The 19,013-nt window shown below is 44.1% G+C and carries 20 protein-coding genes; 10 read left to right on the plus strand and 10 right to left on the minus strand.

The features are described from left to right. The first annotated feature begins 688 nt into the window (after window positions 1-688). From cyoA to cyoE, 5 genes are read left to right on the plus strand one after another with little or no spacing between them, the layout of a single operon-like run. Window positions 689-1,585, plus strand: coding sequence for a ubiquinol oxidase subunit II (gene cyoA / locus ITG10_RS13410; RefSeq protein WP_128644446.1), 897 nt, complete (start codon window positions 689-691; stop codon window positions 1,583-1,585). 5 nt (window positions 1,586-1,590) lie between these two features. Beyond that, window positions 1,591-3,663 carry a cytochrome o ubiquinol oxidase subunit I gene (cyoB, locus tag ITG10_RS13415; RefSeq protein WP_017633091.1) on the plus strand — a complete coding sequence of 691 codons (2,073 nt, stop codon included), beginning with the start codon at window positions 1,591-1,593 and terminating at the stop codon, window positions 3,661-3,663. Next, window positions 3,653-4,270: a cytochrome o ubiquinol oxidase subunit III gene (cyoC, locus tag ITG10_RS13420; RefSeq protein WP_010439790.1), complete on the plus strand. Its 618-nt coding sequence runs from the start codon at window positions 3,653-3,655 to the stop codon at window positions 4,268-4,270. The genes cyoB and cyoC overlap by 11 nt, the downstream gene beginning before the upstream one ends. Next, window positions 4,270-4,581 carry a cytochrome o ubiquinol oxidase subunit IV gene (gene cyoD, locus ITG10_RS13425; RefSeq protein WP_010439794.1) on the plus strand — a complete coding sequence of 104 codons (312 nt, stop codon included), beginning with the start codon at window positions 4,270-4,272 and terminating at the stop codon, window positions 4,579-4,581. The genes cyoC and cyoD overlap by 1 nt, the downstream gene beginning before the upstream one ends. A gap of 8 nt (window positions 4,582-4,589) precedes the next feature. Next, window positions 4,590-5,459 carry a heme o synthase gene (cyoE, locus tag ITG10_RS13430; protein WP_206598122.1) on the plus strand — a complete coding sequence of 290 codons (870 nt, stop codon included), beginning with the start codon at window positions 4,590-4,592 and terminating at the stop codon, window positions 5,457-5,459. Between the two features lie 117 nt (window positions 5,460-5,576). Here the strand turns inward: cyoE and lepB are convergent, their stop codons facing one another. The 5 genes from lepB to ITG10_RS13455 all read right to left on the minus strand — a co-directional run bounded on the left by lepB (window position 5,577) and on the right by ITG10_RS13455 (window position 9,996). Beyond that, window positions 5,577-6,224, minus strand: a complete 648-nt coding sequence (lepB, locus tag ITG10_RS13435) for a signal peptidase I (protein ID WP_017633089.1) — start codon at window positions 6,222-6,224, stop codon at window positions 5,577-5,579. Continuing rightward, complete coding sequence (locus ITG10_RS13440) at window positions 6,211-6,453, minus strand: hypothetical protein (RefSeq protein WP_017633088.1); 243 nt, start codon at window positions 6,451-6,453, stop codon at window positions 6,211-6,213. The genes lepB and ITG10_RS13440 overlap by 14 nt, the downstream gene beginning before the upstream one ends. Window positions 6,454-6,847: 394 nt before the next feature. After that, window positions 6,848-7,921, minus strand: coding sequence for a WYL domain-containing protein (locus ITG10_RS13445; protein ID WP_017633087.1), 1,074 nt, complete (start codon window positions 7,919-7,921; stop codon window positions 6,848-6,850). A gap of 465 nt (window positions 7,922-8,386) precedes the next feature. Further along, a complete protein-coding gene (locus ITG10_RS13450) occupies window positions 8,387-9,376 on the minus strand; it encodes a biotin/lipoyl-binding protein (RefSeq protein ID WP_017633086.1) in 990 nt (329 codons plus the stop codon). Further along, window positions 9,376-9,996, minus strand: coding sequence for a hypothetical protein (locus tag ITG10_RS13455; RefSeq protein ID WP_017633085.1), 621 nt, complete (start codon window positions 9,994-9,996; stop codon window positions 9,376-9,378). Before ITG10_RS13455 ends, ITG10_RS13450 begins: the two co-directional genes overlap by 1 nt. 774 nt (window positions 9,997-10,770) lie before the next feature. Here ITG10_RS13455 and ITG10_RS13460 point away from each other — a divergent pair. The 4 genes from ITG10_RS13460 (at window position 10,771) to ITG10_RS13475 (ending at window position 14,377) form a co-directional block, all read left to right on the plus strand. Next, entirely contained in the window at window positions 10,771-11,706 is a 936-nt protein-coding gene (locus ITG10_RS13460; protein ID WP_017633084.1) for a LysR family transcriptional regulator, read from the plus strand. Window positions 11,707-11,910: 204 nt separating this feature from the next. Continuing rightward, window positions 11,911-12,288 carry a lactoylglutathione lyase gene (gene gloA, locus ITG10_RS13465; protein ID WP_008221701.1) on the plus strand — a complete coding sequence of 126 codons (378 nt, stop codon included), beginning with the start codon at window positions 11,911-11,913 and terminating at the stop codon, window positions 12,286-12,288. A 14-nt stretch (window positions 12,289-12,302) separates the two neighbouring features. Continuing rightward, the gene (locus ITG10_RS13470) at window positions 12,303-13,400 is read left to right on the plus strand and encodes an alkene reductase (RefSeq protein ID WP_248386442.1); all 1,098 of its coding nucleotides are present in this window, start codon (window positions 12,303-12,305) and stop codon (window positions 13,398-13,400) included. Between the two features lie 110 nt (window positions 13,401-13,510). Continuing rightward, window positions 13,511-14,377, plus strand: coding sequence for a DMT family transporter (locus ITG10_RS13475; RefSeq protein WP_017633083.1), 867 nt, complete (start codon window positions 13,511-13,513; stop codon window positions 14,375-14,377). A gap of 80 nt (window positions 14,378-14,457) precedes the next feature. Here ITG10_RS13475 and ITG10_RS13480 read toward each other — a convergent pair whose 3' ends face one another. Together ITG10_RS13480 and ITG10_RS13485 are read right to left on the minus strand one after the other, a co-directional pair. Continuing rightward, a complete protein-coding gene (locus tag ITG10_RS13480) occupies window positions 14,458-14,886 on the minus strand; it encodes a MarR family transcriptional regulator (RefSeq protein ID WP_017633082.1) in 429 nt (142 codons plus the stop codon). 17 nt (window positions 14,887-14,903) lie between these two features. Next, the gene (locus ITG10_RS13485; RefSeq protein ID WP_017633081.1) at window positions 14,904-15,545 is read right to left on the minus strand and encodes a cytochrome b/b6 domain-containing protein; all 642 of its coding nucleotides are present in this window, start codon (window positions 15,543-15,545) and stop codon (window positions 14,904-14,906) included. 151 nt (window positions 15,546-15,696) lie between these two features. Between ITG10_RS13485 and ITG10_RS13490 the strand changes: the two genes are divergently transcribed. Continuing rightward, window positions 15,697-16,119, plus strand: coding sequence for a cytochrome c (locus ITG10_RS13490; RefSeq protein WP_017633080.1), 423 nt, complete (start codon window positions 15,697-15,699; stop codon window positions 16,117-16,119). A 106-nt stretch (window positions 16,120-16,225) separates the two neighbouring features. On the opposite strand, the gene ITG10_RS13495 is transcribed toward ITG10_RS13490, so the two are convergent. The 3 genes from ITG10_RS13495 to ITG10_RS13505 all read right to left on the minus strand — a co-directional run bounded on the left by ITG10_RS13495 (window position 16,226) and on the right by ITG10_RS13505 (window position 18,832). Further along, window positions 16,226-17,368, minus strand: coding sequence for a BamA/TamA family outer membrane protein (locus ITG10_RS13495; RefSeq protein ID WP_017633079.1), 1,143 nt, complete (start codon window positions 17,366-17,368; stop codon window positions 16,226-16,228). Window positions 17,369-17,605: 237 nt separating this feature from the next. Beyond that, window positions 17,606-18,100 carry a peptidylprolyl isomerase gene (locus ITG10_RS13500; protein WP_017633078.1) on the minus strand — a complete coding sequence of 165 codons (495 nt, stop codon included), beginning with the start codon at window positions 18,098-18,100 and terminating at the stop codon, window positions 17,606-17,608. Between the two features lie 123 nt (window positions 18,101-18,223). After that, window positions 18,224-18,832 carry a TetR/AcrR family transcriptional regulator gene (locus tag ITG10_RS13505; RefSeq protein WP_017633077.1) on the minus strand — a complete coding sequence of 203 codons (609 nt, stop codon included), beginning with the start codon at window positions 18,830-18,832 and terminating at the stop codon, window positions 18,224-18,226. Window positions 18,833-19,013 lie beyond the last annotated feature (181 nt).

The raw sequence follows: 19,013 nt of genomic DNA on the forward strand, positions 1-19,013 counted from the left end.
GTAATACCCGCTTAAAACATATCTTAATACCCCAAAAATTGGCTTTTTATCTTCATCTTTGGCCGTTTTTTGCTGCACATAGCTGACATTATTATCATAAAAATCAACGTGTCATTCGAGTGCCTGATGGGTTGCTGTCTGAAATGATTCCTTTTCTAAATACCTTTTAAATCCTATGTGAATTCATAAATTTGACAGTCATCACATTTTGCTTAATTCGCTCTTTCTAATGTAATCAATCATTGTTGTTTCTACTGCGTGTTTACTTTTTCTCTCCCGTTTCGCTTTAATCCTTTTCCGAACATGGTTCGACTCTTGTGGCACGTTCATATTGTGCGTCTGAATTGCATCAATTTCCCACATCTTACTTTCATAACTGGAAGGTTAGTTTCCAAGTTTGTTTGGTGAGCTTTCAATTTCGACTCCTCATAATGCGCCAAATGTAACAATGTGTTTCAAAGTGTGACAATTAAGTCATATTTTTTGTGTGGTTTTAACCGTGCGGCAATGTTTCGGCTGCGCTGTGCTGTCGTTTTAATTTGGCAGTTTTAACTGTGCTGAGATGGGTTTAATTCAGTTTCGCTTTGAGATGCGTCGTTTCACATGCTCAACACATAAATATTCTAATGACCATGACAACCAGTACTCGAGCGTTTGTTCTGAGGCTGGATAACCATCGAGAAAGTTAATGGAAGCTTCAAGATATAAACGCATTTTATCGAGAGCAAATCTGTCGAGGATTGGTTTGGTGGGAACCGTCCTGATGCTCGAAGGATGTAACTCCGCATTGCTCGACCCAAAAGGTAGCGTTGGCGTTCAGGAAAAGGAGCTGATTATCACAGCTCTATTGCTGATGCTGATTGTCGTTATCCCCGTGATTCTGATGACGATCTACTTTGCTTATAGATACCGAGAAAGTAATACCACAGAAGAGTATGCACCTGACTGGGCGCACTCAACCAAGATCGAAGTGGTGGTATGGACGATTCCAATCATCATCATCGCGATTCTTGCCACCATCACTTGGCGAACAACACACGAACTAGAGCCTTCAAAGCCTTTGGAAAGTGATGTGCAACCTATGGTGATCGAAGTGGTCTCTCTGGACTGGAAGTGGCTGTTCATCTATCCGGAGCAAAATATTGCGACGGTTAACTATGTTGCGTTCCCGAAAGATGTACCGGTGACGTTTAAGCTAACTTCAGACAACATCATGAACGCGTTCTTTATCCCGCGTCTTGGTTCGCAGATCTACGCGATGCCGGGAATGGTGACCAAGCTGAACCTGATCGCTAACCATGAAGGTGACTTCAAAGGTTTTGCATCGAACTACAGTGGCAAAGGTTTCTCACAGATGAAATTCACTGCATCAGCGATGCCTGATCAAGTGGCGTTTCTAAACTGGGTAGAGAAAGTGAAAGCAAGTCCTGATCGTATTGAAGATTGGGAACAGTTCCGTTCATTGGCTGCGCCTAGTATCGCTGAACCTGTGACTTTGTTCTCCAGTATCCCACCATTTTTATTCACTGATGTCGTGACCCAGCACCCTGGTTCAATGAACTGTTTGCCGGAAACCCAAGGATAATCGTCATGTTTGGAAGATTAACTCTAGACTCAATTCCCTACCACGAACCCATTATTTTGTTCACGTTAACCATGATCGCTTTAGTGGGTGGTTTAGTGGTGTATGCGGTAACAAAAGCCGGTAAGTGGCAATACCTTTGGAATGAATGGTTTACTTCTGTAGACCACAAAAAATTGGGCTTCATGTACATTGCGGTCGCGATGGTGATGTTAGTTCGTGGCTTTGCCGATGCCGTCATGATGCGTAGTCAGCAATTGCTTTCTGCAGCGGGTGAGACAGGCTATTTACCGCCACATCACTATGACCAGATCTTCACGGCTCACGGCGTGATCATGATTTTCTTCGTTGCGATGCCTTTGGTTATTGGCCTGATGAACATCATTGTGCCGCTGCAAATTGGTGCTCGTGATGTTGCATTCCCTTATCTGAATAACTTGAGCTTCTGGCTGTTTGTGGTGGGTATTATCCTAACCAACATGTCGCTTGGCTTGGGTGAGTTTGGCCGTACGGGTTGGTTGGCGTATCCGCCGTTGTCTGGCATTGAGGCGAGCCCGGGAGTCGGGGTCGATTATTGGATATGGGCACTGCAAATATCCGGTGTGGGTACCACGTTAACGGGTGTGAACTTCTTCGCGACCATTTTGCGCATGCGTACTCCATCTATGCCAATGATGAAGATGCCCGTATTCACTTGGGCATCTCTGTGTGCCAACATCCTGATCATCATCTCTTTCCCAATCCTAACGGTCACCATCGCGTTACTGACTTTGGATAGATACATCGGCACGCACTTCTTCACCAATGACCTTGGTGGCAACGTGATGATGTATGTGAACTTGATTTGGGCATGGGGACACCCTGAGGTGTACATCCTAATTTTGCCTATCTTCGGTGTGTTCTCTGAAGTGACTGCAACCTTCTCTCGCAAAAAACTGTTTGGTTATACCTCACTGGTATGGGCGACGGTGGCTATCACTATTTTAGCGTTTGTGGTTTGGCTGCATCACTTCTTCACCATGGGGTCTGGCGCCAATGTGAATGCCTTCTTCGGCATCGCAACCATGATTATCTCTATCCCAACCGGGGTTAAGATCTTCAACTGGCTATTCACCATGTACAAAGGTCGTATCCGCTTTACCACACCAATGATGTGGACGGTCGGTTTCCTAATCACCTTTACTGTAGGTGGTATGACGGGCGTATTGATGGCGGTTCCGGGCGCAGATTTCATTCTGCATAACTCGGTATTCCTGATTGCTCACTTCCACAACGTGATCATCGGCGGCGTAGTATTCGGTTGTTTTGCAGCGATTGGTTACTGGTTCCCGAAAGCGACCGGTTTCACTCTGAACGAGCTTTGGGGCAAACGCGCATTCTACTGCTGGATCATTGGTTTCTTAATGGCGTTCTTGCCGCTTTACGCTCTGGGCTTTATGGGTATGACGCGTCGTTTGAGCCAAGACATCAACCCTGAGTTCTTCCCTCTACTGGCGGTTGCTGCTGCAGGTACAGGCGTAATTGCGATGGGTGTTGTTTGTCAGTTCGTTCAAATTTACGTGAGTGTTCGTGACCGCGACCAAAACCGAGATCTAACCGGTGACCCATGGGGTGGACGTACCTTTGAATGGGCAACATCGTCACCACCGCCGTTCTACAACTTTGCAAAACTGCCTAAGGGCGATGAACTAGACGCGTTCTGGTACCAAAAGCAAAGTGGCGAGTTTGACCCAACTCAGGAAGAAGAATACGAACGTATTCATATGCCGAAGAACACACCGACAGGTATTTATGTGTCGGCATGGGCGTTGGCATTTGGCTTCGCAATGATTTGGTACATCTGGTGGCTAGCAGCAGCAAGCTTAGTGGGCATCGTGGTGACGTGTATTCAACACAGCTACAACGACGATGTGGACTACTACGTGGAAGTTGAAGAGATCAAAGCGATTGAAGCGGCTCGACGTGCACAGCTTGAGGAAGCTAAGAAACAGTCAGTGAAAGGCGGCAACTCAGGTCGTGGTAACAGTGACAGTGATAACAACGAAAACAAAGATGATTTGGAGACGACGTATGCAAGCTAATACTCCGTCACACACTTATGATCTTGCACATTCGCATGATCATCACCACGAAGCCGCGGGCAACAAGTTATTTGGCTTCTGGGTTTACTTGATGAGTGACTGTGTCCTGTTTGCCACGCTTTTCGCGACTTATGCCGTGCTTGAGAGTGGATCAATCGCAGGGCCGACAGGCAAAGACATCTTTGAACTGCCGTTCGTGTTTGTCGAAACCATGATGCTGCTGTTCAGTAGTATCACCTTTGGCTTTGGCATGATCGCAATGAAGCGCAAAGACGTGACCGGATTGAAGCGATGGATCAAAGTTACTTTCGTATTGGGCTTAGCCTTTATCTGCATGGAAGTTTATGAATTCCATCACTTGATTGCGGAAGGCTATGGTCCTCAAGAGAGTGCGTTCCTTTCTGCGTTCTTTACCTTGGTTGGTACACACGGTTTGCACGTAACGTTCGGCCTTATCTGGATGGCGGTGGCGTATCACCAGCTTTCAACCAAAGGCTTGAACGACAACATGTCGATGCGTTTCCAGTGCTTGAGTTTGTTCTGGCACTTCCTTGATATTGTTTGGATTTGTGTATTTACCATCGTGTACTTAATGGGGGTGATGTAATGGAACAGCATCTAGACAGCGGTGCAACGGATTATGTAAAAGGCTTTATTGCGTCACTAATTCTGACCATTATTCCGTTCTACATTGTGTGGTCACATGCGCTACCAAGCACGGAAACTTACGTGATCTTGTTCGGTTGTGCGCTGGTGCAAATCTTTGTGCACTTTAAGTACTTCTTGCATATGGAAGCGAAATCTTCCGATGGGCGTTGGAACTTGGTGTCATTGATGTTTACTGCCATTGTTGTATTGATTCTTATCGCTGGCTCGGTATGGATCATCTACAACATGAACGTCAACATGAAGTTGTAGGCCAAGGTATGCTGAAAAAATATTTGTCTATTACCAAACCGGGCATCATTTTCGGCAACCTGATTTCTGTTGCGGCGGGGTTCTTCCTCGCTGCAAAAACAGAACCAGCCAGTGTGATGTTGTTACTGACGACATTAGCGGGTGTAGGGCTTGTGATTGCATCAGGTTGTGTGGTGAACAACATCTTTGATCGAGATATCGACCAGAAAATGAAACGTACCCAGAACCGTGAATTGGTTCAGGGTAACATCAACACAGACGTGGCATTTATCTATTCGTTAGTCATGTTGTTGGCAGGCACGGCGTTGCTGTTTCAATTCGTTAATCCGATGTCTGCGGTGGTGGTGTTGCTTGGCTACGTCTTCTACGTCTTTTTCTACACCATGTGGTACAAGCGTAATTCGGTTTACGGCACCTTAGTGGGAAGCATCTCTGGCGCGGTTCCACCATTGGTTGGCTACCTTGGCGTGACGAACTATCTGAGCTTAGAAGCCGTCCTACTGTTCATCATGTTCTGCTTATGGCAGATGCCACACTCGTATGCGATTGCTATGTTCCGCATTCAAGACTACCGTGATGCAGGCATTCCTGTGTTACCGGTGAAAGAGGGGGTCGACAAAGCACATCAGCACATGAAAGCGTATGTAGTCGCGTTTGGCGCAGTTGCTCTGGGGCTCTTTTTGCTCGGAGAAGCGGGTTACGAATACCTAGCGGTGTCGGCGGCCGTTTGCTTTATGTGGACCAAAGTGACATTCCGCAAAGTTGATTGCCTCAACTACATTCAATGGTCAAAGACCGTTTTCAAGGTCTCTCTGCTAGTAGTGATGAGCATCAGTGGCGTACTCGGACTAGAACTGATTCCGTTGCCTTTTTCGTAAGATAAATCGCGAGTATGACAAAAACCGAGCTATATTGAATAGCTCGGTTTTTCTTTTTCAGCTTATTGCTGATTGAGCAGCGCTAGTCGCTTGGTGTGTATTTAATATCTGTGCTTTCTAACATGTTCTTTGGAAAGGCGAGTAGCTCTCGACCATGGTTAAGGAGCAATTGAACTTGCGATTTCCATTGGCAACATTGAGTAGAACTTTGTTATAGACACCATTAACGCTATTTATATCGACATAACCAAAGCTCTCATAGGTTGAATCGTATGAGTAGTCTCGATTGTCGCCAAGAACAAATAACTTTCCTTCTGGTACATGCCAAGTAATATTGTTTTCAAGTATGTTTGAATCTTCTTTGAGATACCTAACATTATATTGGCTGTTACCTATTTGTTCTTTTATATAAACAAACCCATTTTCTTTTTTAGTGACACCATGGGATAATTTATTATCATTGATATAAAGATCACCATTGTCTAATGTGACAGTATCTCCAGGTATTCCAATCACTCTCTTTCTAAAGGTTATATTTTCACTTCGATGTTTAGGTGGATGTCGAAACCTAATGACATCGCCATACTCTGGCGTATATCGCCCCGGTCGAACGACACTTACCGTTGTCCAGTATTTACCTTCAAAGGTTGGCGCCATACTTAATCCCGTATTGGTATTGATTGAGCTAGAGAAAAAGTAAAATAGCACGAATATCCATAACGCAAGCGAAGTCGACATTGATAGAAGTAACTTAAAGCTCTTCATAACGGTTTCTCCTGCTGCAGTACTTCTCGGCAAGCATGGTAATACTGTAGTTTGCGGCAACAAATGAGCAGTAAAATAGCCCTAAAACGACAATGATTTCAATGATGTCATTGAAGCCACCATAGAATAGGTTTTTACAGAGTGAGTAGTAGAGGAATAAGCTTAAGCTTAGAAAAATCGCAGCTATTGCCAGCAGAATCCATTCTACCTTTGATAAATTACGGTTCATTACTTTTACACCATGAAGAATAAAATAACAGGTAACGCAAGCAGTCGGCTAAATATTTTTAAAGGTCGATACCAATAAAAAGGAAGACGATGTACTAAGCTGTTTGATTTATAATTAAGGTGATAAAGCTCATCAATAAATGATCTTTTTATAGTGTCTATCACGGTTAAGCCTAATTGTATTTTTATTTGGAATAGTATTGTGGCAACAAAATCTGACATTTTCTGTCTAAAACAACAAAAACTACTAAATTTAATATTATCGAGTAGCATTTAGAATGCTATTGTTCGTTGTTATGTATTTGTGTTTATTATAACTGGCTTATGTTGTATTTATAATGGTTTTTAATATTGGAGGATCCAATATTGAACTTCATATGTGGTGGTGTTTGAACTTAATGTGCATAGACGTTCATTGCGTGTTTAATATCTTGTATTACATCAGTACGTAGCTGCTTTGGCTTTAGAATTTCAACGCAATCGGCATTGTTAATAAGCCATCTTTTGAAATCGACACTATCTTGAGCTTGGGCTTTTACGATGTAGTGGTTTTGAGCTGTCTCTTCTATATTTTGACATTCACTGAGTTTGTACTCGTCGACAAATCGGTTTTTGCCATCAGTATCTCTTGTCATTTTTAAAAGCACTTCACAGGTTTCACCACCGTTGACCTTTTTACCTTTGCTTGTTGAGAGGTAAGTTGTGAGGCAAAAATTCTCTTGGTTACCCATAGAGAAGTTCTGACCTGAGTGAAGCTCAACATGGCTAATGTTATGCACAGTGTAGGTGCGATATTTACCGGGCATTGAACTGCTCTCAGCATTTTTTTTATAACGCTCTAATCCAACGAGGTAAAAGGCTTTTTGGTAAACAAAAGAGGCATAAGGGTCGACTTCGCAACGGCTTCCTTCATATTCAAATGAGACCACTTTGCGATTTTCTAGCGCACTCTCGAGCTTACTTAGCACTGTATAATCGGCCTTGGGAGCAACAACATCGTAACTGCCGACTTGTATTTTAAAAGGTGCCGAGTTTGATAAATTCTTTGCTCTGGAAAGCAGTGTTAACGCTTCACTTAGTTTCGTTCCTGCGGACGGCAGTATACGTTCAAGTACTTGGCTACCGATGATACCTAGGATCGAGATCGATTCATTCAGCCCTGGGTTCACATTGAATTCCGCGCCTTCTTTTACCTTATAGCGAGCTTTTGATGCGATTCCTTCTCGAACCAGAAGATCATTGTGTCCGTTTGGTCCGTCACCCTGGGCTCCATGATACTTGTAGATCGAATCTAAGATGCGTTCCGCCCACTTTTGTTGGGCTTCTTTAGAGGTTCCGCCACGGTAGTAAAAAGGCTCTTTTCGCACATCATCTAGGTACTCTTTTGACGTTATTCCTTGCTCTTTGATTGAAAGTAAATTGAGGCAATGTAAGTAACAATAAAAATCACCGAACGCTTTTGCTGACACGTTATTCCTCCATCTCTAATTGATATTTATCGTATTTAATCACAAATTTATTTCAAAGAATGGCAGGAAATCACACTTTTAATGTGGGATTAGATGAAACAGTTCGTTTTTACATCAGTTTGATCGCATATTTTGTAACTGTTTGTAATGAGGGTGTTTTTTGAACGGAAATTACAAGGTTATTGGTGAAATTAAAACATTGCTCCCATAAATAAGTGGTTGGTTTGATTGCCACTTTTTTATAATTGTGATTTGTTTTTTGTGGCTGTTGAGGTTGGGTGTGAGAACCACTTGATTAAGAGTGCATCTTTAAGGGAAGGAGTCGATTAACTGTGTATTTTTAAAGGAGAGGTATGCTGTTTCTTCGTTTGTTAATTTTGAGAGTTATGCGCTGCTGCAACAAAAATACCCCGACGAGCGGGGTATTTTTGTTTGTCTTTTATTTAACTCTTACGCGTAGCTTGTTTACCAAGCTCCTAGGTAAGACTTGTACGATTGTAGACGAACGGTTGCTGCGCCAATCACGTCAATGAAGCCCCAAAATGGATGCGGCTTTTCTGCTGAAATCCAAGCCGAACCCGCTGCGCCAATCGGGATGTTGTAACCTTCTGGTTCAAAGATTTCGAGGACGATTGTACGGCCTAAGCCATTGCCATTTTGCACTACGTGTTGGCCAACGCTTTGTGGTCCTTGAAGTGGTGAAATGCTTGCTTCACCCGTACCCGCGGTAAAACTGTGTACCTTTGCTCGGAACACGTGACCCGGATAAGCGTCTACGAAGAACTCAGCAAAGTCACCTACTTGAACATAGCCGTATGTTTGATCTGAGATACGCATCTCTAAGAACTTTTTACTGGTGTTATAAAGGTGCATGTTGCCCATGACAGAGCCTTCCGCAATGTTCACGATAGAGACTTGGCCATCAAATTCAGCTCGGATGGTTTTCTTCTCTTGTGCCCAGTTAACTTTCTGCAGGTCGGCTTTTAATGACGTCAGTTCAGCGTGCATGACACGAAGGTCTGAATTGTATTTCTCTACGTCGCGCATGTTGAAGATCTCTGGCGATGTTTCTGCGCGGTCTAAATCGCGAGTCATCTGTTTGATCTCTTCTTCTTTCTGCACGATAGAAGATTCGATCTTCGCTTTGTCTGCAGCAGAATCGATATCAACGAGTGTGTAGATGATGTCGCCTTCTTTTACCATTTGGTTGTGGTCGACAAACACTTTATCGATTTGCTGACCAAAGATTGGAGACATCACAGCGTGTGGTGCTTTCACTGTCGATGAGTTGGTCATATCAACCGGTGCCCACAGGCGAGACACGATAGCCAATAATCCAAGAATCACAGCACCGCCAATGGCAGCCCAAGTGTAGTTCTTAATCGTCTTCTTTAATGCGCCAGTCGCAAATAGGGACCATACAATCAAAATGTATGGAATCATCATCTCTTTCATTATGCGGCCTCGTGTTTGGTTGGTGCCTGCTCAGACGTTGCTTTTTCTGTCTCTTGCTCGTCGATTGCTGCTTGCTCGTTATTTACCTTGTGTTCATTATTTACCTTGGACGAACCTTCAGCTTTTACAGCCTCATTACTAGAAGACTCATTTTCGGAAGACTTAGGTTGAATACCACGGCGAATCACGTCACTGATCGACTGACCAATGTGTTTCCAGTTGGCAAGGGCGATAACCAAAGCGATAACCCAGAAGGTTTTGCTAATGAATAGGCCACAAAGAGAGAGTGCGAAGACGATTTGAACGTGTGCACTTTTGTGTTCTTTTGCTTTATGAACACCCAACTCGTGGACTTGCCACATGCCATATATCGCAGCAAGAACCACAGCAAGCGTTACAGAGAATAGGTAGCCAGAGAAGAACTCGGTTTGAAAGAAGTTCATCATCATTTCGTTCGGGTGGTTATTGAACTGAGAGAGATCGATGTCTTTGGAGTGGATCTTACCCATCGGAGCCAGTGCCCACGCACCCGCTAGCATGAGTGCCATAAATAGACAGAATTTGATGAGAACCATCGCGACGGCCCCAACTTTCTGCAGAACAATTTTAAGAAATTTCATATCTCAACCTAAATAAGGAGAGAGAAAGTGCAGCCTTGGTACAAGACTTTTAGATGACATCTGAAAGAGGTGTTGAACTCACGTAACCGCATAGATCTACGGAGTCAAAAGTACTAGATGACAATTAAAAATCGCTTTGACCACGTAGACAACGCATTCTCGCGAATAGAGTGTTAAAAACACCTGGCGAAATCATTCTTAAGTAACGTCAACCATTGATAGGTTCGTTTGCTGCATTGGGTTTTAAGGCCGTCGTCCGTGATGTGTGCAACACCATCATCTACACATTTTTAGGTTTTCTGTTTAGGTTAAGAATTGATTTGTTGGCGAAATAATAGGAAGTGTAACTGGTGTTATCTACGCATTATTGCGATATTGAATTATCGTAATTACGATGAATTGATTGGTTGTTTAAAGGTGAGGTGGGTTTATTTGAACAGGCTCAAACTCGGCTTATAAAATATGTCTATTTAATTAGCCTGGATCATAGAAGTGGCTATAAAAGTATCAATAAGGCAGGTAAGAAATATTAAATACTCCGACCAGTCTATGTGGGATCTGGATGGATTAAGCGTTACTGGCACAGCGAAGAGCGTTAGACTCCAATCTGGTGAATGTGGCAGCTATTCGGAAGAGTGAGTTGTTCTTACATTTTTGCTCTTTACCGCATGATGCTTCCTTCTCAGTTTCGTTTTCTCAATGAGCATTCGCTGTTTTATTCTATCGGTTTTACGATAAGATAATTGAATCTATCGCCTAAATGAGCACTGAACCATGAGTAATGACATTCCGAATTTTAACTTATTGGCTGTGTTCTCTGCGGTGATGGAGCAAGGCAGCTTGAGTAAGGCTGCCGATCATTTGAATACCAATCAATCGACGATCAGCACAGCGCTCGGCCGACTGAAAAATGAAATTGGCCAAGAGTTGTTTGTGCGCAGTGGCCGAGGGGTTGTGCCTACGGCTTACTCGCAAAGCTTGTATGAGCAAATCAAAGCGCCAATACACGAGCTCAACGGCGTGTTTCAAGGTATGGCTGGGTTTGATGAAGCGAGTACAGAGCGCAGGTTTGTGGCTTCGGTTCCCGAGCATTTAAAGTGGATGTTGCTCGATCGATTTTCTCAGTTACCCAATCAAGGCTTATCTCTTGAGGTGTATGATCAACCGGATAGTGATGATCAAGTCCATGAGGATCTATTAACTCAGAAATTTGATTTGATGATCGACATTGTATTGCCTGAGCATCCAAGCATGATGAGTGAGAAGCTCTACGACAGTGAGTTTGTGATCGTTTGCCGAAATGGACACCCTAGGATCAAAGGTGAGATCACCGAGGCGCAATATCTGAGTGAGCAACATGCGGTTTTAGCCAGAACACGTCGCCAAGTAAGAAGTTTGACTCACTACACTTCGTTAGACTTATCCTCGCGTAAGATTGTGATTCACGGCAGCTCTATGGCCAGTAATCTAATGCTGTGTAGTCAGACTGATTACATCACAGTTGCGCCGCTCTCGATGGCGATCCAGTTTCAGGAACGTCTTGGTTTACAGTTGTTCAAACCGCCTTTCGATTACCAACCTATCTCTCATTATCTTATCTGGTTGAAAAAGCAGAACACCGATCCGGCACATAAGTGGTTCAGAGAGCAGATCATCAATACTACGAATGACATGTCTAAATCGCTAAACAGTTGGCGTTCCACTTTCTGATTTCAGCCCTCTCTTTTGTTTGCCACATATCTCCATAGCAAACCATCTGTATTGAACTCGTCATAACAAAAAATTATCACAATGAGAATTTATGATAATTTAATTTATTTGCTGTCGAATCGTATATTAACCCTAACAAAGAAGTGGATAAGCTCCGCTCACGATTATATCGGCTCAGGTTGCTGGGCTTAAAAAGGGTGAAATATGAAATTCCTACACACAATGATTCGAGTTGCTGATCTAGACAAGTCTATTGAGTTCTACACCAAGGTATTGGGTATGAAAGAGCTTGAGCGTCATGACAATAATGATTACCGCTACACGTTGGTTTTTGTTGGCTACGAGCAAGGTGGCACAACCATCGAACTGACTTACAACTGGGATACCAACGAATACGAAATGGGCAACGCATTTGGCCATTTAGCATTGGGTGTGGAAGATATTTACGCGGCATGTGACAAGATTAAATCGCTGGGTGGTAATGTGACTCGTGAAGCGGGCCCTGTAAAAGGTGGTTCAACACACATCGCTTTTATCACTGACCCAGACGGCTACCAAATCGAACTGATTCAACTAGGTTAATCGAGGAAATGACAATGACAAACGCACTATTTCAACCAATTCAACTTGGTAATATCGAACTAAAAAACCGTATTGTTATGCCTCCGATGACTCGCTCTCGTGCAACGCAACCTGGTAACTCAGCAAACGAAATGATGGCGGCTTACTACGCTCAACGCGCTTCTGCGGGTTTGATTGTGGCAGAAGGCACACAGATTTCTCCATTGGGTCAGGGTTATGCTTGGACACCGGGTATCTACTCTGACGAGCAAATTGCTGGTTGGAAAAAAGTAACCGATGCAGTACATGAAAAAGGCGGCGTTATTTTCGCTCAGCTTTGGCATGTAGGTCGTGTAACACACCCAGATAACATCGGTGGTGAACAGCCAATTTCGTCTTCTGCTATCAAAGCGGAAAACGTAAAAGTCTTCATCGATAACGGCACTGATGAGCCGGGGTTTGTTGATGTGGTTGAACCTCGTGAAATGACCAAAGAAGACATCAAAGAAGTGGTTGAGCAATACCGTCAAGCGGCGCTTAATGCAATCGAAGCAGGCTTTGATGGCATTGAACTTCATGCAGCAAATGGCTATTTGATTAACCAATTTATTGATTCTGAAGCCAACAACCGTTCCGACGAATACGGTGGTTCAACTGAAAACCGCCTACGTTTCTTAGGTGAAGTGGTTGAAGCGATGGTTGAAGCGATTGGTGCTGACCGTGTTGGTGTTCGTCTTGCTCCGTTTACTTCGCTAAATGGCACGGTTGACGCGACGCCAGTTGAAACGTACACAGCGGCAGCCGCGTACTTAAACCTATACAAGATTGTTTACCTGCACATTGCTGAAGTAGACTGGGACGATGCGCCTGAAACGCCAAAAGCATTCAAAGCTGCGGTTCGTGAAGCATTCAAAGGTGTACTGATTTACGCAGGTAAATACGACAGTGAGCGTGGCGAACAAGCCGTCGCTGAAGGCGTGACAGATATGGTTGGCTTTGGTCGTCCATTCGTAGCAAACCCAGACTTACCAGCGCGTATTCAATATGGTTTCCCTCTAGCTCCGCACGATCCAAACACGCTGTTTGGCGGTGCTGAAAAAGGCTTAACGGATTACCCTGAATACGCAGGCTAAAAACTGCTGCCTGAAACAGAGTATTAAGATAGTATCTTGATCCTGTTAAGAGTTTATAAAAAGCAACCTTGCAGAGTCGGGTTGCTTTTTTGTTATTGGAACGAATAAAAATGATGAACGTAAAAGCGATGCGTGGCGAGCTTTACCTCTTGTGTGCCACTTTACTGGCTGGGGTAGGATGGATTGCATCTAAGCTGGTGGTCATGGAAATGCCGGGCCCTGTGTTCATTGGTGTGCGTTTTGTTATCGCGAGCCTGATTCTAATGCCATTCTGTATTCATCATATTCGCAAGCTGTCATTTAAGCAGATTCTATCATTGTGTGGTGTCGGTTTACTCTTGTCTGCTTCACTTCAGGTGTGGGTGTTTGCCGTTTCGGTTACGGAGAGTTTATCGGAAGGGGCTTTCATCATGAGCTTGGCGATGATTATTGCGCCGTTTGTCTCTTGGATTCTATTCCGAGTTAAGCCAAATCGTGCATTCTGGATGTCATTTCCTATCGCAATCCTTGGTATGTTGCTGCTTACTCTCACCAACGGTTGGCATGTTGAGCAAAGCCAGATCTACTTCTTGTTAGCGTCAATGTTGCTCTCGATTCATTTTGTGATGAACAAGCGTGTGATCACCAACATCAAGCCAATTGCCTCGATTTGTATTCAGCTTTTCGTAGTAGGAGTCAGTGGTTTGGCGTTTGCGTCTATGACGACACAGCCGGAATTTGAAATCACCAAAACGTTAGTGTTCTGGTTCATTGTGTCGGCGGTAGTCGCGACGTCTATTCGCTACCTATTACAAACGGTAGGGCAACACTCGGTGAACATGGAAGTGGCGGCACTTATCATGATTCTAGAACCAGTATGGACACTGCTACTCAGTGTGAGCATGTTAGGTGAAACGGTTGAGGTGCAAAAACTGATTGGTGGAGCGGTGATCATTGCTTCGCTGTTTTGCTATATCAAATGGTCGCGGAAAAAATAAACCCTCGTTGAGGGCGAGGGCTTTATTCAGTTTCTAAGTGGTTACTTTAGCGTGCGCTATTGAACTATTAAGTTATTGAGCTAGACAGCGGCGACCATTTTTTTAAGTAAACCGATCATCTGTTGCTGCTCTTTTGCATCAAGCGCGGCCATTAGCTCCTCATTCAACTTCACAGGGATGGGTATTAACACTTCTTCAAGTGCTTTACCTTTCTCTGTTAGGTAGATTCTAAAAGAGCGGCGACTGTGTGGATCCGCTCTGCGTTCTACTAGTTCAAGCTTTTCCAACTTATCTAAGGTTCGTGTTGTCGTTGAGTTTTCTACTTTCGACTTAGCGGCAATATCACGCTGGGTAACGCCTTCTTCTTCCCATAAACACATCAGGGTTGGCCACAATGCGATGCTTAAGCCGTGTTTCTTTAGCTCAAGATCGAAATCTTTGGTCGCTTTGTTGGCGATCACATTGATCATCCATCCAAAACTATTCTGTCTATCAAACTCTTCTGGCATTGGTTAGTCCCTAATTCTTATGACATAACAACTATTGCCATCGTAACTAATACCGACGCAATTAGCACCAACAAAGCTTTTCTATTTGATGAAAAAGCCAATTGAGTGCCATTTCCGAAATGAGCGGTAGATAACGATTGATTTTGTTTGCCTGTGATCATAGCGAGCACTAAAGGTTTTGAGTGCAGTTTGTAGACCAAGATAGCCAATAAATGCAGTGCTACAAAAGCGATTAACATACGTGCGGCAATAGCATGAGCGGTGACGAGTAGGTCAAAAACAGCGTCTGTGATGATGACTTCTGAATACGGCAATGTGTCGAAGAACCCCGCTATCGCTAGGCCAGTGATGCACTGGACCAATAAGGTTGTAATCATCCCCACAACCATCCAAGCACCTAGAGGATTATGCCCCGGCTTAGGTTGAACTCGGCCTCGTTGGTATTGCCAAGCAGATCGAGGAGAACTCATAAACTGCGAAAACCGGCTGGTATCACTACCAATCATTCCCCAGACCAAGCGCCACAGAATCAAACTAAACAGTGCGAGCCCTAGATAAATGTGCGGGCCATTGCCACTAAAGCCTGATCCAGCAAGGCCAATAAACAGAGCGGCCTGCAGCCAGTGATAGAGTCGAGTTGGTAGATCCCAAATTTTCATTGTTCAATTTCCTGCTTGTCATTTTCAAAGTGAGATCAATTTACACAACAACAGTTGCGCACACAACTATTGTTGTGTAAATTAAATGCATCTCATCGATTCGCGATTGAAAGAGCAACAAATCAACTGACCAATGAATAGGAATAACACTATGAAAAAACTGACTATCGCTTTGCTTATCGCCGTGCCTGTAATGGCGATTGCTGCAACTGAAGTTGTGAATAATCGCCAACAGGCTTTCAGCTCAATTGAAAAACTCAATAAACAAGTGTCTTCAGAATTAGGAAACCGAAATACAGATTGGAAAAAGGTTGAGGAGTTAAGTGAGAGTTTGGTTGAACATGGAATTGTATTGAACAGCAGTTTTTCTGAGAGCGACACGGGTGGCAAGGCAAAAGAAACGGTGTGGAGTAAGCCGGAGAAATTCAATCAACTGATGCTACAGATGAACCAAGGCTTTGCGGAGTTACAACAAGCGAGTATTGAACAGGATCTTAGCAAGGCTGAACGTGGTTTAGATGCGGCCAACAACACATGCCGAGCATGCCATCGTACTTATCGTTCGCGTTGGTAAGTCATTTTGAGAGGCTTTAAAAACATCAAGCCTGTACGAATCGAATCGCGACAGGCTTGGTACGGAATATCAATAGTTAGCAAGTACAGAGCTTAGGTTAGCTAGGCTAAATGTTCTCACCCAAACTAAAATACGCCAGCACTTCATCTTCGTTGTTGTAGGTGAAGTCCATACGTACATTGATGCGTTCTTGGCGCATTAGTCGATAGCGCAATCCAAGGCCAACCATGGTCAGAAGGTCTCCATCATCAAAGCTATGATAAGGGTCTTTCGGGTTAAGTCTTTCACCAAACACCTTGCCTATACCCGTTAAACCTACGACGGCTACGTTGTTCAAGAAGTTAATCGACGAGCCTGAAATCGAGTAGCGATATTCCATTTCAAGATTGGTCATGTGCGAGGCGATGTGGTCGCCGGCAACAAAACCGCGTTGAACGTTTCGTCCTTGTCGACCATAGGTACTGTAGGCACTGCTTGGGGCGTTCTCGGCATCAAGTAGGTAACGCGTTACCCATCGGCTAGCGATAATGTGGTTATCATTATGAGTCAAGCTGTAGAAAAAACGATAGTCAGTGAATAGCGAAGAGTAGGTCGCGTCTTCATCGTTTCCAAGCCACGCGCCGTGGTTTTCGTACGTCAGCTCAAATAAGAAGCCATGGTACGGGTAGTAGTAATGCTCTCGCTCATCCCATAAGAATGAAAGCTTGGCACCCGTGTCCGCTTCATACTCTTCACTGAACCCTGTGAGTTTAAGCAAAAGTTTGTCGCGTGGTGTATCTGCTAGATAGCGAGCCGTTGAGTAGTCTAAACCCATACCCAAGTAGATGTTGTCGTAAACCTTAAAGTAGAAGTCACCATCGAAGCTGTACTCTTGGTGGTTAGTATCGACCAAATCGACCAAGGTAATGTTAGTGCTTGAAAAGCCCATCTCACCGGTAAAGCGCAGGGAATCACCGTTCAATAAAAGGTCGGCATTACCTTTTATGTAGTAGCTGTCGTTCTGGGTATAAGTCAGTGTTGCTGATAACGTTGATGCATTTTTGGTTTCACCATCTGCATAGAAGTTATAGATGGGAATAACAGAAAGCCCAGTGTCGACACTTGGATCATAAAAGGGGATCGCAATGACACGAAATTGGTCATCAAGTTCAGGTTCTTGTGATTCTCTGGTATCAACTTCAAAGGCTGATACAGAGAAACTGGCAACAGAGCAAGAGAAGGCTGCTGTCAGAAAAGAGTGTCGAGTCATGGTTGGTGTTACGTCCAATGTATAGTGAATCGCATTCAACTTTCATAGTCGGCGAGCGGCGATAATAACACGTCATTAATACTGATTAATAGCAGGGGAATGGTAGGTATTGAAAATATACCGTACAAATATAAGAGCAATTGATAACATGGACAGTAAAAATGGTGAGAAGGGGGCCCACCATTTGAGAGTTGTTTCTTGCTTGCTACTTATAGCTCGTAGCTTATTGAATCTGATTTAGTCGTTGATGGTGACTTTCGAGATCAGAATGTCTTCGCACGGCACATCTTCATGTCCCCAACGAATAGTCGTTGGCGCTGCTGCGATCTTATTTACCACATCCATACCTGCCGACACTTTACCAAACACAGCGTAACCCCAGCCAGCGTTGGTCGTTGATGTGTGGTCTAGAAAATCGTTGTCATCAAGGTTGATAAAGAACTGCGCCGTTGCCGAATGTGGTGCGTCGGTTCGAGCCATAGCTACAGAGCCAATCACGTTCTTTAGACCGCGGTTTGCTTCATTCACGATAGGTGCACGCGTTGGCTTTTCTGTCATGTCGATAGTGTGGCCGCCACCTTGAATCATAAAACCTTCGATCACACGGTGAAATGTGGTGCCTTCATAGAAGCCATCTTGGCAGTATTTCAGGAAGTTTTTCGAGGTTACAGGTGCTTTCTCAAGGTTGAGTTCAATCTCGATATCGCCAAAGTTGGTGGTGAAAGTAATCATAGGGCTACCTAAAGTTTGAATTTGTTGAATCGTGAGTCACGAAATTGGGTTGCAGTATAGGGAAAATCACCATGGATACCAGTGATGGTTTCATTGTGGTTGAATTCCTATTAACCGCCAGTATTACGCTTGATACTGTTTAAGGAACATCTCGACACTAGAGTTAATGATCACTTGCTTGTGTTGTGCGTCCGGTGACGGTGCATGGCCGATGATCTGCGGCCAAAAGGCAAACGACTTAAGCAAGGCGATGAATTGAGTTGAGGCAAACAGTGGGTCGAGCTCGACTAAACGACCGTCAGCTAAAGCGGCTTTGATCCAAATCGTCAGGCCACTCTCGGCTTGGGAGTACTTCTCCATCGCTTGATGAGCAAGTTCAGCGTTATGGAAATACTCAGAGAACAGCACACGAGATAAGTCGATGAAGCCTTCGGACTCTAAAAGCTCAAGCTCTTGGTTGGCAATAGACGCAAGTTGTTCGGCCAGTGGTTGTTCTGCTTGGTATGGGAAATGGGTCGCCGCGAGCGTTTTGCTCCAAATGCTGTCTAATATCTCATCCAGTAGTAGCTCTTTACTGGCGAAGTGGTTATACACCGTGCGCTTCGACACTTCTGCTCGGCTAGAGATTTTATCCATGCTGGTGGCCTTATAACCACGCTCGGTAAACTCTGCGATAGCGGCAGCAACGATAGATTCACGTTTCTTCTGGCTCAGTGTTTTTTTGACAGTCATTTGGGTACTACTCAATCTGGCGGTTAGTATTGCATACGCCAATTTTACACCACTAAGTTTACTTTTAGAACCGCAGTCCGTTTCCTTTTCTCCTCCGAATTCAGTTGCCTTTAGATTGAGGAAGTGGAGTGGGATAGCGATGAGAAGTACTTGAATCGCTATGCAACGCGCTATTGGTGTC

The sequence above is a fragment of the Vibrio sp. ED004 genome (assembly GCF_023206395.1).
GTDB lineage: Bacteria > Pseudomonadota > Gammaproteobacteria > Enterobacterales > Vibrionaceae > Vibrio.

What these genes read in the sequence shown, in the direction of transcription:
- cyoA (WP_128644446.1), top strand. Translation starts at nt 689, where the DNA reads ATGGAAGCTTCAAGATATAAACGCATTTTATCGAGAGCAAATCTGTCG.
- cyoB (WP_017633091.1), top strand. Translation starts at nt 1,591, where the DNA reads ATGTTTGGAAGATTAACTCTAGACTCAATTCCCTACCACGAACCCATT.
- cyoC (WP_010439790.1), top strand. Translation starts at nt 3,653, where the DNA reads ATGCAAGCTAATACTCCGTCACACACTTATGATCTTGCACATTCGCAT.
- cyoD (WP_010439794.1), top strand. Translation starts at nt 4,270, where the DNA reads ATGGAACAGCATCTAGACAGCGGTGCAACGGATTATGTAAAAGGCTTT.
- cyoE (WP_206598122.1), top strand. Translation starts at nt 4,590, where the DNA reads ATGCTGAAAAAATATTTGTCTATTACCAAACCGGGCATCATTTTCGGC.
- lepB (WP_017633089.1), bottom strand. Translation starts at nt 6,224, where the DNA reads ATGAAGAGCTTTAAGTTACTTCTATCAATGTCGACTTCGCTTGCGTTA.
- ITG10_RS13440 (WP_017633088.1), bottom strand. Translation starts at nt 6,453, where the DNA reads ATGAACCGTAATTTATCAAAGGTAGAATGGATTCTGCTGGCAATAGCT.
- ITG10_RS13450 (WP_017633086.1), bottom strand. Translation starts at nt 9,376, where the DNA reads ATGAAAGAGATGATGATTCCATACATTTTGATTGTATGGTCCCTATTT.
- ITG10_RS13455 (WP_017633085.1), bottom strand. Translation starts at nt 9,996, where the DNA reads ATGAAATTTCTTAAAATTGTTCTGCAGAAAGTTGGGGCCGTCGCGATG.
- ITG10_RS13460 (WP_017633084.1), top strand. Translation starts at nt 10,771, where the DNA reads ATGAGTAATGACATTCCGAATTTTAACTTATTGGCTGTGTTCTCTGCG.
- gloA (WP_008221701.1), top strand. Translation starts at nt 11,911, where the DNA reads ATGAAATTCCTACACACAATGATTCGAGTTGCTGATCTAGACAAGTCT.
- ITG10_RS13470 (WP_248386442.1), top strand. Translation starts at nt 12,303, where the DNA reads ATGACAAACGCACTATTTCAACCAATTCAACTTGGTAATATCGAACTA.
- ITG10_RS13475 (WP_017633083.1), top strand. Translation starts at nt 13,511, where the DNA reads ATGATGAACGTAAAAGCGATGCGTGGCGAGCTTTACCTCTTGTGTGCC.
- ITG10_RS13480 (WP_017633082.1), bottom strand. Translation starts at nt 14,886, where the DNA reads ATGCCAGAAGAGTTTGATAGACAGAATAGTTTTGGATGGATGATCAAT.
- ITG10_RS13485 (WP_017633081.1), bottom strand. Translation starts at nt 15,545, where the DNA reads ATGAAAATTTGGGATCTACCAACTCGACTCTATCACTGGCTGCAGGCC.
- ITG10_RS13490 (WP_017633080.1), top strand. Translation starts at nt 15,697, where the DNA reads ATGAAAAAACTGACTATCGCTTTGCTTATCGCCGTGCCTGTAATGGCG.
- ITG10_RS13495 (WP_017633079.1), bottom strand. Translation starts at nt 17,368, where the DNA reads ATGACTCGACACTCTTTTCTGACAGCAGCCTTCTCTTGCTCTGTTGCC.
- ITG10_RS13500 (WP_017633078.1), bottom strand. Translation starts at nt 18,100, where the DNA reads ATGATTACTTTCACCACCAACTTTGGCGATATCGAGATTGAACTCAAC.
- ITG10_RS13505 (WP_017633077.1), bottom strand. Translation starts at nt 18,832, where the DNA reads ATGACTGTCAAAAAAACACTGAGCCAGAAGAAACGTGAATCTATCGTT.